We start from the raw sequence: 13,450 nt of genomic DNA on the forward strand, positions 1-13,450 counted from the left end.
TCACCCCTGGCGGTAGACCTCGGCACCGGCCGCGCGGAACTCCGCCGACTTCTCCTTCATGCCGGCCTCGGCGTAGTCGCGCACGTCCTGAGTGATCTTCATCGAACAGAAGTGCGGACCGCACATCGAGCAGAAGTGCGCCAGCTTGTGCGCATCCTTCGGCAGCGTCTCGTCATGGAATTCCTTGGCCTTCTCCGGATCCAGGCCAAGATGGAACTGGTCTTCCCAGCGGAACTCGAAGCGCGCCTTGCTCAGCGCGTTGTCGCGCACCTGCGCGCCCGGATGGCCCTTGGCCAGGTCGGCCGCATGCGCGGCGATGCGATAGGCCATGATGCCGTCACGCACGTCCTGGCGATTGGGCAGGCCGAGGTGTTCCTTCGGCGTCACGTAGCAGAGCATGGCGGTACCAAACCAGCCGATCATCGCCGCACCGATCGCGCTGGTGATGTGGTCGTAGCCCGGCGCGATGTCGGTGGTCAGCGGGCCCAGCGTATAGAACGGCGCCTCGCCGCACTCGCGCAGCTGCTTGTCCATGTTCTCCTTGATCAGCTGCATCGGCACATGGCCGGGGCCTTCGATCATGGTCTGCACATCATGCTTCCAGGCGATCTTCGTCAGCTCACCCAGCGTTTCCAGCTCACCGAACTGCGCGGCGTCGTTGGCATCGGCGATGCAGCCCGGGCGCAGGCCGTCACCCAGCGAGAAGGTCACGTCATAGGCCTTCATGATCTCGCAGATGTCTTCGAAATGCGTGTAGAGGAAATTCTCCTTGTGGTGCGCCAGGCACCACTTGGCCATGATCGAGCCACCACGGCTGACAATGCCGGTCACGCGCTTGGCGGTGAGTGGCACGTAGCGCAGCAGCACGCCAGCGTGGATGGTGAAGTAGTCCACGCCCTGCTCGGCCTGCTCGATCAGCGTGTCACGGAAGATTTCCCAGGTAAGTGCTTCGGCACGGCCGTCGACCTTCTCCAGCGCCTGGTAGATCGGCACGGTACCGATCGCCACCGGCGAGTTGCGGATGATCCACTCGCGGGTCTCATGGATGTGCTTGCCGGTGGACAGGTCCATCACCGTGTCACCGCCCCAGCGGATCGCCCACACCAGTTTCTCCACTTCCTCGGCAATGCCCGAGGACACCGCGCTGTTGCCGATGTTGGCGTTGATCTTGGTCAGGAAGTTGCGGCCGATGATCATCGGCTCGCTTTCCGGGTGGTTGATGTTGTTGGGCAACACCGCGCGGCCGCGTGCGATCTCATCGCGCACGAACTCCGGTGTGATGATCTTCTGGATCGAGGCACCAAATGCCTCGCCGGGGTGCTGCTGCAGCAGGCCGGCATCGCGGATCGCGTCCAGGCGCTGGTTCTCGCGGATGGCGACGAACTCCATCTCCGGCGTGATGATGCCACGGCGCGCGTAGTGCATCTGGGTGACGTTGGCACCTGCACGCGCACGGCGCGGCAGGCTGCGCGCGGGAAATCGCACCGCATCGAGCTTCGGGTCCTGCTCGCGATCGCGGCCGAACGAAGAACTCAGTCCTTCGAGCTGCTCGGTATCACCGCGCTCTTCCACCCAGCCGCGGCGCAGTTCCGGCAAACCGGCCGACAGATCGATGCGCACCTCCGGATCGGTGTACGGACCGGACGTGTCGTAGACCGTGACCGGTGCGTTCTCTTCGCCGCCGAACAGCGTCGGCGTGCGGGTCAACGCGATCTCGCGCATCGGCACCTGCAGATCCGGACGTGAGCCGGGCACGTGGATCTTGCGCGAGCCGGGGATGGGCCGGGTCACGGATTCGGAGAGTTGCTGGGCCTGTTGCTGCAGGGCGGAGAGCTGTGCGTTCATCGGGCATCGTCCAGGAAGGTCAGGGACGAAGCGGCGGCGCACTGCTGCCGCTCCCGGACGGTCCTAGGGCGGAGTCCGGGCATGGCTGCACTGCAAAGCTTCCCTACGCCGGTATGAGCCGGATCAGGTTCCAAGGGACTGTCTCAACCGTGGCCACATGGCCGCGGTACCCCCGCTTCTTGGTGCGCATTAGACCATAGAACGCACCGCAGCTCCTGGCTGTTCCATCCACGCACGGCGTGGATCCGCTGTTTCTGTATTAACAGAACCGTGACATCGCATTCAGTAACGTGCACGCGCATCGTGCCGCTGCGGCCGGTGTTTCCTCGCCGCCTTCGCGGCCCCTGCCCGGCCTGTGCTGCATGTCGCCGGCCCCTCGCAGCAAGCTCTGCTCGCTCCCCTCAATCCCTTGATCGGAAAAGCCCCTTCATGGTGTTTCGCGTTTCCATTGCACTGGTTCTGCTGCTGGTGCTGCTCGCCGGTGTTGCACCCGGCCCCTTCAATACCGTGGTGCAGAGCATCCTCGGCGAACTCATCCGCGGCATCGGCTGGCTCTACCTGCTGGTCGTGTTCCTGGCCCTGGTATTCCTGACGTACCTGGCCTTCGGCCGCTTCGGCAACCTGCGCATCGGTGGCGAAGACGCCGAACCGGAATTCTCGCGGGCCAGCTGGATGTCGATGCTGTTCGCCGCCGGCATGGGCATCGGCCTGGTGTTCTGGGGCGCCGCCGAGCCCATTTCGCATTTCAGCAAACCACCGGAAGGGCTGGCACCTGAAAGCATGGATGCTGCGCGTGCTGCCATGCGCTACGTGTTCTTCCATTGGGGCCTGCACCCGTGGGCCATCTATGCGTTGATCGGCCTGGCAATGGCCTGGTTCCAGTTCAACCGCAACGGCCGTGGCCAGATCAGCGATATGTTGCAACCGATCATCGGCCGTCACCATCGTGGCTGGATCGGGCATGTGGTCAACATCTCCGCAGTCGTCGCCACTGCGATTGGCGTGGCTACAGCTCTCGGCTTCGGCACGGTGCAGATCGCAGCCGGCGTGGAACGCGTGTTCGGCGTGCAGGCGGGCGTGCCGCTGCAGCTGACCATCATTGCGGTGGCCTTCGTTCTGTACATGGCGTCCACGCTCAGCGGCGTCGGCCGCGGCATGAAATGGCTGTCCAACTTCAACCTTGCACTGGCGGCGCTGCTGCTGGCGCTGGTGCTGGTACTCGGCCCGACTGGCGCGATCTTCAACACGTTCACCACCACGCTGGGCTCCTATCTCAACCAGCTGGTGACGATGAGCCTGCGCATGTCACCGTTCTCGTCCAGCACCTGGGTCGCGGACTGGACGATCTTCTACTGGGCCTGGTGGATTTCCTGGGCACCGTTCGTCGGTTCGTTCATCGCGCGCATCTCGCGCGGGCGCAGTGTTCGGGAGTTCGTGATCGGCGTGGTGCTGGCACCGACGCTGCTGGGTTTCTTCTGGTTCTCGGTGTTCGGCGGCACCGCCATCTGGATGCAGATCTTCGGCCATGCCGACCTCCTGCAGGCGCTGGGCAACGGCTACGAGACAGTGCTGTTCACCATGTTCGACAGCCTTCCGTTGCCTCTTCTTCTGTCGAGCATCGCGTTGGTGCTGCTGATGATCTTCTTCGTGACCTCGGCTGATTCTGCGGTACTGGTACTGGCCAGCATGTCCACGGACGACGCTGGCGAGCCATTGCGCAAGCACAAAGTGGCGTGGGGTGTCGGCATTGCGCTGGTGGCGGGTTCCTTGCTGTTGGCAGGCGGGCTGGAGGCGCTGCAGGGCATGATCACCATCGCAGCGCTGCCGTTCGCGCTGCTGATGCTTCTTGTGATGGTGTCGCTGTACCGGGTGCTGGACCAGGAGTACACGCGTGAGCGGCGGCAGGCGCAGCGCCAGCGGCACATGATCGATGCGTGGATCGCACGCGAGATGGCGGCGCAGGAGGAGACCCAGGCGGAAGCAGCGCGCGCGCACGATCAGGATTGAGGGGGGTTTGCAGCCTGCGGCTGCACCGCTTTTCTCAAGCAACGGCAACAGCAACTTCAAAAGCGGCTCTGGATTTCTGCTGGTTTGGCGGGGAGGGGGCAGATGGCGGGACACGCCGCAAGTACGTCCTTGTAGGCTCGGCCACGGCATCCATGCCGTGGACGGTCCCGCCATCTGCCCCCTCCCCGCCTCCGACAATTTCCCGGTGACGGCAGTAGATCCACGCCACGCGTGGATCAGGTGTATCGGAAAACAAGAAGGGGTCGGATCCGTTTTCCTTCGGAAAACGGATCCGACCCCAACCCACAGCGCGCGGCTGTTGCTGTTGCCTTTGCTCTTGATCTTCTTCTTTCTCTTCCTGCGGTGGCGGCCGCAGGAAACTGTCAGGGGCCGGGCGGGTGGGTTGGCTGGGGGCGTGAGCCGCATGGGCAGGACGCCCAACCCCGGTCTTGCCGTGTGCGCAGGACAGCGCACACGAGCAAGCGGCTGCCAAGCCTCCAGGGACGGATTCACGGCGTCCCCCGAACAGCCCACCCGCCCGGCCCAATCACATGATCCCGCTTCCACGAACCACCACCGCAGAGGGGGCTCAGCCCGGTGGACGGAAAACCTCAATACCCCGCCGCCTGCCCATCCTTGCGGCTCTCCGACGCGCCGTAATAGACCCCGGTCTCGGGATCACGCATGATCGCCTGATACCCACCATACGGGCCGTCGGCGAACACGATGCGATGCCCCTTGCGCATCAGCGCGCGCACCGTTTCATACGGGAAGCCGGTTTCCAGATTCACTTCACCACCGTCGGTCATCGCCGTGGCCTGCCCGGTCGGTTCGGTTGAGCCTTCATGCTGGATGCGCGGCGCATCGCCGGCTTCCTGCAGGTTCATGCCGAAGTCCACCAGGTTCATCACGATCTGCGCGTGGCCCTGCGGCTGCATCGCGCCGCCCATCACGCCGAAGCTGGCGTACGGCTTGCCGCCCTTGGTGATGAAGGCCGGGATGATGGTCTGGAACGGGCGCTTGCCCGGCGCATAGCCGTTGGGATGATTCTTCTGCAACACGAACATCTCGCCACGGTCCTGCAGGATGAAGCCCAGCCCCGGCGGTGCCATGCCACTGCCCATGCCGCGGTAGTTGGACTGGATCAGCGACACCATCATGCCGTCGGCGTCGGCCACGGTCATGTAGATCGTGTCGCCCTCTTCCAGCTGCTTCGGCGTACCCGGCTGCACTTCCTTCAACGCTTTGTCCATCGAGATCAGCGCGCGACGCTGCGCGGCGTACTCTTTGGAAATCAGCTTCTGCACCGGTGCCGGCTGGAAGGCCATGTCGGCGTAGAAGCGTGCACGGTCGGCGAACGCGAGCTTCTTTGCTTCCACGAACAGGTGCACGTGCTCGGGTGAGCCGAACGGAATCTTCGAGAAATCGTAGCCTTCCAGCACGTTGAGGATCTGCAGCGCGGCGATGCCCTGGCTGTTCGGCGGCAGCTCCCACACGTCGTAGCCACGGTAGTTGCTGCTGACCGGTTCAACCCACTCGCCGTGATGGTCGGCCAGGTCCTGGTAGCTCAGGTAACCGCCATTGGCCTTGAAGTAATCACCGATCGTGCGGGCGATGTCACCTTTGTAGAAGGCGTCGCGGCCGCCGTCCGCGATCTTCTGCAGCGTGCTGGCCAGATTCGGGTTCTTCCACATTTCCCCCTTGCGCGGGGCGTGCCCGTTGATCGTGAACTGCTCCTTGAAGCCCGGGTACTGCGACAGCTTGGGCACAGAGCGGTCCCAGTAGTAGGCGATCACTTCAGCCACCGGGTGACCCTCGCGCGCGTAGCGGATGGCCGGCGCGAGGTTGTCGGCCATCGGCTTGCGGCCGAAGCGTTCGTGCAGCGCGAACCAGCCATCGACCGCGCCGGGCACCGACACCGGCAGCGGGCCGGTGGCCGGAATGTCCTTCAGGCCACGGCGCTGGAACTCGGCCAGGGTGAGCGATTTCGGCGAGCGGCCCGAGCCGTTGTAGCCATAGAGCTTCTGCGTCTTCGGGTCCCAGACGATGGCGAACAGGTCGCCGCCGATGCCGTTGCCGGTGGGCTCCATCAGGCCGAGCGCGGCGTTGGCGGCAATCGCCGCGTCCACTGCCGAACCGCCGCCCTTCATCACGTCCAGCGCGATCTGGGTGGCCAGCGGCTGCGACGTGGCGGCCATCGCGTGCGGGGCGATCACCTCCGAACGAGTGGCGAAGGTCTGGCCGGTAATGCGGTCGGCGGCGAAGGACAGTGCAGGCATGGCGGCGAGCACGGCGGTGGCGAGCAGGGAACGGGCAAGGCGTCGGGACACGGTCGGGTTCCGATGGAAGGGTGGTGCTCCGATCTTCGCCGCTGCGGCCTTCACGCGGTATCGGGCAGAGGTCATGGGCGATGGTCTTTCGGTGGGTGCGGACCCAGGCCCGCACCCAGCAAGGCGAAAACAGCCCGGATTCCGCGCAAAAACCGCCCTGAAAGGAGTGAATTCGGGTTCACCGAAACACTTTCAGCGGCAACCATCCTTGTGCCGCAAGCGATTGCGCTGGATGCGCCAGAAACCGATAGAAAATCCGTCGCGAGGGTTGACAGCGCCGAAATGGCTGTGTTTCTCTCGATCACATGTTGCATCACAACACACCACCGCGAACCCACATCGAAGCCGCCGACACCGGCGCCGCTTCGCTGCGTTCGATTCTTGTGCTCGTACTTATTACCCAACCAACAGGTGCGGGACGAGCCAGCGTGTAAGCAACAAACACACCGGAACTCATCAAAACCCGCACCCGCCAAGGTGCGGGTTTTTTCATTTCAGGACCTGGTTTCAGACGCAACCACCATGAACAACGCCAACTTCAAAACCTGGACCAGCACCGCCACGACGCCTCGTGGTGGCTGTGCCTGTGCGACGCATGGCGCCTCCTCCACCGCTTTCCCCTGACCGGCCGGTACGTCACCTCGACGACCGGCCGTTCTTTTTTCTTCCCACCGCAAGGAACCTCCCCCATGAGCACCAACGACCTGCCCCAGACCAAGATCGCCGTCATCGGCTACGGCAGCCAGGGCCGCGCCCACGCACTGAACCTGCGCGAATCCGGCTTCGACGTGGTGGTAGGCCTGCGTCCGGGCGGCCCGACCGAGGTCAAGGCACAGGCCGATGGCTTCACCGTGAAAGCACCGGCCGATGCGGTGAAGGATGCCGACCTGGTCGCCGTGCTGACCCCGGACATGGTGCAGAAGAAGCTCTACGACGACGTGCTGGCGCCGAACATGAAGCAGGGTGCGGTGCTGTTGTTCGCGCACGGCCTGAACGTTCATTTCGACATGATCAAGCCGCGTGACGATCTCGACGTGGTACTGGTCGCACCGAAGGGCCCGGGCGCGCTGGTCCGCCGCGAGTATGAAATCGGCCGTGGCGTGCCGTGCATCTGGGCGGTCTACCAGGACAAGAGCGGCAAGGCGGCTGAGTACGCCCTGGCCTATGCAGCCGGCCTCGGCGGCGCCCGCGCCAACCTGATCCAGACCACTTTCAAGGAAGAAACCGAGACCGATCTGTTCGGTGAGCAGGCGGTGCTGTGTGGCGGCGCCTCGGCGCTGGTGCAGGCCGGTTTCGAGACCCTGGTCGAAGCCGGCTACCAGCCGGAGATCGCCTATTACGAAGTACTGCACGAACTGAAGCTGATCGTGGACCTGTTCTACGAAGGTGGCATCTCGCGCATGCTGGAATTCATCTCCGAAACCGCGCAGTACGGCGACTACGTCAGCGGCCCGCGCGTGATCGATGCCGGCACCAAGGCACGCATGAAGGAAGTGCTGAAGGACATCCAGGACGGTACCTTCACCAAGAACTGGGTGGCCGAGTACGAAGCGGGCCTGCCGAACTACAACAAGTTCAAGCAGGCCGACCTGGAACACCCGATCGAGAAGGTAGGCAAGGAACTGCGCGCCAAGATGGTCTGGTTGCAAGGTCAAGCCGCGTAACAACGCGGCACCCCCACCCGCTCTGCAAGGTCCCCCATGAACTCTCCCACACACCGCAGCGCGCCGCCCAACGGCGCGCGCTGGCTGACCCAGGCGCTGGAGGCCGAGGGCGTCCGCACGCTGTTCGGCTATCCCGGCGGCACCATCATGCCGTTCTACGACGCGCTGGTGGATTCGTCGCTGAAGCACATCCTGGTGCGCCACGAGCAGGGTGCAGCGCTGGCGGCCAATGGCTTCGCCCGCGCCAGCGGCCAGGTCGGCGTCTGCGTGGCCACCTCCGGCCCCGGCGCCTCGAATCTGGTCACCGGCATTGCCGACGCGATGCTGGATTCGGTGCCGATGGTCTGCATCACCGGCCAGGTCGGCACGCCGCTGCTGGGCACCGACGCCTTCCAGGAACTGGATGTGTTCGGCCTGACGATGCCGATCGTCAAGCACAGCTGGCTGGTGCGCAGCGTCGATGATCTGCCGCGCGTGGTGGCCGATGCCTTCCGCATCGCCCGCGAGGGCCGTCCCGGCCCGGTGCTGATCGACCTGCCCAAGGATGTGCAGCTGGCCGATGCCAGCCATCTGCCGGTGCATGTGCCCAGCAGCGTCGAACCGCCGCCGGCGCCGGCCGAGGCCGCCATCGCCGAGGCGATCGCCGCACTGGCGGCGGCCGAGAAGCCGGTGGTCTACGCCGGTGGCGGCATCGCGCTGGGTGATGCGGTGCAGGACCTGCGCGACTTCGTCGAGGCCAGCGCCATCCCCACGGTGATGACCCTGCGTGGCCTGGGTGCGCTGCCGGCCAGCCATCCGCAGTCGCTGGGCATGCTGGGCATGCATGGCACCCGCGCGGCCAACATGGCCGTGCAGGAAAGCGACCTGCTGCTGGTGCTGGGGGCGCGCTTCGATGACCGCGCCACCGGCAAGCTGGCCGAGTTCGCGCCATTCGCCCGCGTCGTCCACATCGATGCGGACGCTTACGAGATCTCCAAGCTGCGCAGCGCCGACGTCGCCGTGCCTGGCAATGTCGGCCATGCCATCCGTGCCCTGCGTGCGGCCTTCCCCTCCCCCAGGGCCCACCAGGATGCATGGCGCAAGCGTTGCGCGCAGCACCGCGATCGCTTCGCGGCCCGCTACGATGCACCCGGCCAGCACATCTACGCGCCGGCGTTGCTGAAGCGCCTGAGCGAGCTGGCCCCGGCCGATGCGGTGATCGCCTGCGATGTCGGCCAGCACCAGATGTGGGTGGCCCAGCACTGCCGCTTCAACCACCCGCGCAACCACCTGACCAGCGGCGCGCTGGGCACCATGGGCTTCGGCCTGCCGGCGGCGATGGGCGCGCAGTTCGCCTGCCCCGACCGCACCGTGGTGCTGGTGTCCGGCGATGGCAGCTTCATGATGAACGTGCAGGAGCTGGCGACCATCGCCCGCTGCCGCCTGCCGGTGAAGATCGTGCTGCTGGACAACAGTTCGCTGGGCATGGTGCGGCAGTGGCAGGAGCTGTTCTTCGCCGAGCGTTACAGCGAGATCGACCTGTCCGACAACCCGGACTTCGTGGCATTGGCGCAGGTGTTTGGCATCGCCGCCACCCGCGTCGACAACCGCGACGACGTGGAAGGCGGCCTGGCCGCGCTGCTGGCCGAACCGGGCCCGGCACTGCTGCACGTGGCCATCGATGCACGCGCCAACGTGTGGCCGCTGGTGCCGCCGAACACCGCCAACAGCACGATGCTGGAAAGCAACCCCGCCCATGCCCGCCAGGAGACCCCCAATGCAATACCGGCTTGACCTGGTGCTGCACCCGGCCGAAGGCGCGCTGCTGCGCGTGATCGGCATGGCCGAGCGTCGCGGCTTCGCGCCGCGTGCGATCAGCGGTGCGCCGGTGGCCGCCGACGATGGCCGCTGGCACCTGCAGCTGGTGGTGGATGGCCAGCGCCCGGCGGAAACGCTGTGCCGGCAGATCGAGAAGATCTACGACTGCGTGTCCGTACAGGTCACCGCCGTGGAAGGAGTATCGCCATGAACACCCGTACCGTAGCGACCACGGTGCCGGTACGGAGGCGTCTTCTTCGTCGCCCGTGCCCGCACGCGGCGGTCTTCGGCACCGCGCTGGTGGCCCATGCCGGCCGCTGATGCCAGCCAGGAAAGCGATGTCGGCGACGTAAGCGTTGCCGACGTTCTGGCAGCGCAGGCCCGCCTGCGCCGCTTCCTGCCGCCCACCCCGCTGCACCATGCCGAGCGCTTCGGCACCTGGCTGAAGCTGGAGAATCTGCAGCGCACCGGTTCCTACAAGGTGCGCGGCGCCTTGAACGCTTTGCTGGCCGGCCGCGAGCGCGGCGACACCCGGCCGGTGATCTGCGCCTCGGCCGGCAACCACGCCCAGGGCGTGGCCTGGGCCGCCTACCGTCTGGACGTACCGGCCATCACGGTGATGCCGCATGGCGCGCCCGCCACCAAGATCGCCGGCGTCGCCCACTGGGGCGCGACCGTGCGCCAGCACGGCAACAGCTACGACGAGGCCTACGCCTTCGCGGTCGAACTGGCACAGCGCCATGGCTACCGCTTCCTGTCCGCGTTCGACGATGCCGATGTGATCGCCGGCCAGGGCACGGTCGGCATCGAGCTGGCCGCGCACGCGCCGGACGTGGTGATCGTGCCGATCGGCGGCGGTGGCCTGGCCTCCGGCGTTGCACTGGCACTGAAATCACAGGGCGTGCGCGTGGTGGGTGCACAGGTGGAAGGCGTTGACTCGATGGCGCGCGCGATCCGCGGCGATGTCCGTGAGATCGCCCCCGTCGCCTCGCTGGCCGATGGCGTGCGGGTGAAGATCCCCGGCTTCCTGACCCGCCGCCTGTGCACCTCGCTGCTGGACGATCTGGTGATCGTGCGCGAAGCCGAGCTGCGCGAGACCCTGGTACGGCTGGCACTGGAAGAACACATCATCGCCGAGGGCGCCGGCGCGCTGGCGCTGGCTGCCGGCCGCCGCGTTGCCGGCCGCCGCAAGTGCGCGGTGGTGTCCGGCGGCAACATCGATGCCGGCGTACTGGCCGGCCTGCTCACCGACATCCGGCCGCGCCCGCCACGCAAACCGCGGCGACGGCGCAGCGAAACACCCCGCTCGCCCGCCAGGGCCAGCGCGCCGTCCTCCCCCACCTCTCCCCCTTCCCACCTGCAAGCCGCAACGCCCGCTGTCGAGGAGATTTCCCTGTGACCACCATCGAACGAATTACCACCCCGCGCATCCGCATCTTCGACACCACCCTGCGTGACGGCGAGCAGTCCCCCGGCTGCAGCATGAGCCCGCCGCAGAAGCTGGTGATGGCGCGTGCGCTGGACGAACTGGGCGTGGACATCATCGAGACCGGCTTCCCGGCCAGCTCGCAGTCCGACCGCGAGGCAATGGCGCTGATCGGCCGCGAACTGCGCCGCCCGAGCCTGAGCCTGGCGGTGCTGTCGCGCTGCCTGCAGGCCGACATCGAAACTTCCGCACGGGCCCTGGAAGCGGCCGCCAATCCGCGCCTGCACGTGTTCCTGTCGACCAGCCCGCTGCACCGCGAGCACAAGCTGCGCATGACCCGCGAGCAGGTACTGGAGTCGGTACGCAAGCATGTAGCGCTGGCGCGTTCCTACATCGACGATGTCGAATTCTCGGCCGAGGATGCCACCCGTACCGAGCTGGACTACCTGATCGAGGTCTCGCGCGTAGCGATCGCCGCCGGCGCCACCACCATCAACCTGCCCGACACCGTCGGCTTCACCACGCCGGAAGAAATCCGCGCGATGTTCCAGCAGGTCATCGCCGGCGTCGCCGATGTACCGAACGCCGCCAACGTGATCTTCAGCGCGCACTGCCACAATGATCTGGGCCTGGCCGTGGCCAACTCGCTGGCCGCCATCGAAGGCGGCGCGCGCCAGGTCGAGTGCACCGTCAACGGCATCGGCGAGCGCGCCGGCAACTGTTCGCTGGAAGAGATCGCGATGGTGCTGAAGGTGCGCCAGGCCTTCTACGAGCAGGACAGTTCGATCAACACCCCGCGCATCGTCGGTACCTCGCAGCTGCTGCAGCGCCTGGTCGGCATGCCGGTACAGCGCAACAAGGCCATCGTCGGCGCCAACGCGTTCGCCCACGAATCGGGCATCCACCAGCACGGCATGCTGCGCCATCGCGGTACCTACGAAATCATGCGCCCGGAAGACGTGGGTTGGGAGGACTCGCAGATGGTGCTGGGCCGCCACAGTGGCCGCGCCGCTGTTGAAGCGCGCCTGCGTGCGCTGGGCTTCTGGCTGGACGAAGACGAACTGAAACTGGTGTTCGAGCAGTTCAAGGGCCTGTGCGAACAGCAGCGCGTGGTCACCGATGCCGACCTGCAGACGTTGATGCAGGGCGGCTCCAACGCGCAGGGCTACCGCCTGGCCTCGATGACCATCAGCGATGTCGGCAGCCGCGCCAACGCGCTGGTCGAACTGTCCGACCCGGACGGCAACCGCGTGGCCGAGACCGCGCAGGGCGATGGCCCGGTCGATGCGCTGTTCGGCGCGCTGTCGGCCGCCACCGGCGTGCAGCTGATGCTGGACAGCTACCACGTGCACAGCGTCGGCATCGGCGCCGATGCGCGCGGTGAGGCCAACCTGAGCGTGCGCCACGAAGGCGTGGAGTACGACGGCACCGGCACCAGCAAGGACATCATCGAAGCCTCCGCGCTGGCCTGGCTGGATGTGGCCAACCGCCTGCTGCGCCAGCGCCAGGCCACCGCCCACAACAGCACCGACGTTCCCACCCCTGCCACCGCCTGAGGAACCCGCCATGAGCGCCTTCGACACCTTCACCCCGGCCAGCGCCGCTGGCCAGCAGTGGAACGCCCAGGACTATGCGATCGACGCCGGCTTCGTCCCGCTGCTCGGCGGCGCGGTCTCGCGCCTGCTCGACCCGCGCGCCGGTGAGTGCATCCTCGACCTGGGCTGTGGCGATGGCGTGCTCAGCACCGAACTGGCCCTGAGCGGCGCACGCATCCACGGCGTGGATGCCTCGCCGGAACTGGTGATCGCCGCCCGCGCGCGCGGTGTCGATGCCCAGGTGATGGACGGCCACGCACTGTCGTTCGACAGCGAGTTCGATGCCGTGTTCAGCAACGCGGCACTGCATTGGATGGGCACCCCGGACCGCGTGCTGGAAGGCGTACGCCGCGCGCTGCGCCCCGGTGGCCGCTTCGTCGCCGAGTTCGGCGGCCATGGCAACGTGGCCACGATCATCGCGGCCGTGCAGGCCGCACGCGTGGCGCACGGCCATGGCGCCAGCGCCTTCCAGTGGTACTTCCCGACGGCCGATGCCTACGCCGACCGCCTGCGCCAGCATGGCTTCCAGGTGCAACTGATCGAGTGCACGCCGCGCCCAACGGCATTGCCGACCGGCGTGGCCGGCTGGCTGCGCGTCTTCGCCGCGCCGCTGCTGGACGACCTGCCAGACGAGGCACGCGCTACGGTGCGCGAGGCCGCCACCGCGCTGCTGGCCGAGCTGCCGCGCAATGCCGCCGGCCAGCCGCTGGCGGACTACGTGCGGCTGCGCGTGCTCGCCCGCCGTCGCTGACTTGACCGTTCCGCTTTCTTTACTGATGTTCGCTA

At 66.5% G+C, this 13,450-nt stretch carries 9 protein-coding genes and 1 riboswitch; of the genes, 7 read left to right on the top strand and 2 right to left on the bottom strand.

Annotated elements, in window-relative coordinates; genetic code table 11:
• Positions 1-1,845: a phosphomethylpyrimidine synthase ThiC gene (gene thiC, locus AC5P6E_RS01195; protein ID WP_010483982.1), complete on the bottom strand. Its 1,845-nt coding sequence runs from the start codon at positions 1,843-1,845 to the stop codon at positions 1-3.
• Positions 1,846-1,927: 82 nt separating this feature from the next.
• Positions 1,928-2,029: riboswitch (TPP riboswitch) on the bottom strand.
• 245 nt (positions 2,030-2,274) lie between these two features.
• On the opposite strand from thiC, the gene AC5P6E_RS01200 reads away from it, so the two are divergent.
• Positions 2,275-3,852, top strand: a complete 1,578-nt coding sequence (locus tag AC5P6E_RS01200) for a BCCT family transporter (protein WP_019338803.1) — start codon at positions 2,275-2,277, stop codon at positions 3,850-3,852.
• 611 nt (positions 3,853-4,463) lie between these two features.
• Here the strand turns inward: AC5P6E_RS01200 and ggt are convergent.
• Positions 4,464-6,182 carry a gamma-glutamyltransferase gene (ggt, locus tag AC5P6E_RS01205; RefSeq protein WP_029550887.1) on the bottom strand — a complete coding sequence of 573 codons (1,719 nt, stop codon included), beginning with the start codon at positions 6,180-6,182 and terminating at the stop codon, positions 4,464-4,466.
• Between the two features lie 689 nt (positions 6,183-6,871).
• Between ggt and ilvC the strand changes: the two genes are divergently transcribed.
• The 6 genes from ilvC to AC5P6E_RS01235 all read left to right on the top strand — a co-directional run bounded on the left by ilvC (position 6,872) and on the right by AC5P6E_RS01235 (position 13,415).
• Positions 6,872-7,846, top strand: a complete 975-nt coding sequence (gene ilvC / locus AC5P6E_RS01210; RefSeq protein ID WP_010480761.1) for a ketol-acid reductoisomerase — start codon at positions 6,872-6,874, stop codon at positions 7,844-7,846.
• Between the two features lie 36 nt (positions 7,847-7,882).
• On the top strand, positions 7,883-9,619 hold the full coding sequence (gene ilvG / locus AC5P6E_RS01215) for an acetolactate synthase 2 catalytic subunit (protein WP_043400196.1): 1,737 nt from the start codon (positions 7,883-7,885) through the stop codon (positions 9,617-9,619).
• Positions 9,603-9,854, top strand: a complete 252-nt coding sequence (locus AC5P6E_RS01220) for an ACT domain-containing protein (protein WP_005410947.1) — start codon at positions 9,603-9,605, stop codon at positions 9,852-9,854. Before ilvG ends, AC5P6E_RS01220 begins: the two co-directional genes overlap by 17 nt.
• 96 nt (positions 9,855-9,950) lie before the next feature.
• Positions 9,951-11,042: a threonine dehydratase gene (locus AC5P6E_RS01225; RefSeq protein ID WP_019338808.1), complete on the top strand. Its 1,092-nt coding sequence runs from the start codon at positions 9,951-9,953 to the stop codon at positions 11,040-11,042.
• Entirely contained in the window at positions 11,039-12,625 is a 1,587-nt protein-coding gene (locus AC5P6E_RS01230) for a 2-isopropylmalate synthase (RefSeq protein WP_019338809.1), read from the top strand. Before AC5P6E_RS01225 ends, AC5P6E_RS01230 begins: the two co-directional genes overlap by 4 nt.
• A gap of 10 nt (positions 12,626-12,635) precedes the next feature.
• A complete protein-coding gene (locus tag AC5P6E_RS01235) occupies positions 12,636-13,415 on the top strand; it encodes a class I SAM-dependent methyltransferase (protein WP_329836022.1) in 780 nt (259 codons plus the stop codon).
• The last annotated feature ends 35 nt before the right edge of the window (positions 13,416-13,450 follow it).

The organism is Stenotrophomonas sp. YJH_SMC_16 (assembly GCF_059367875.1).

Coding starts and splice junctions, on each gene's coding strand:
- thiC (WP_010483982.1), bottom strand. CDS start 1,845: ATGAACGCACAGCTCTCCGCCCTGCAGCAACAGGCCCAGCAACTCTCC.
- AC5P6E_RS01200 (WP_019338803.1), top strand. CDS start 2,275: ATGGTGTTTCGCGTTTCCATTGCACTGGTTCTGCTGCTGGTGCTGCTC.
- ilvC (WP_010480761.1), top strand. CDS start 6,872: ATGAGCACCAACGACCTGCCCCAGACCAAGATCGCCGTCATCGGCTAC.
- ilvG (WP_043400196.1), top strand. CDS start 7,883: ATGAACTCTCCCACACACCGCAGCGCGCCGCCCAACGGCGCGCGCTGG.
- AC5P6E_RS01220 (WP_005410947.1), top strand. CDS start 9,603: ATGCAATACCGGCTTGACCTGGTGCTGCACCCGGCCGAAGGCGCGCTG.
- AC5P6E_RS01225 (WP_019338808.1), top strand. CDS start 9,951: ATGCCGGCCGCTGATGCCAGCCAGGAAAGCGATGTCGGCGACGTAAGC.
- AC5P6E_RS01235 (WP_329836022.1), top strand. CDS start 12,636: ATGAGCGCCTTCGACACCTTCACCCCGGCCAGCGCCGCTGGCCAGCAG.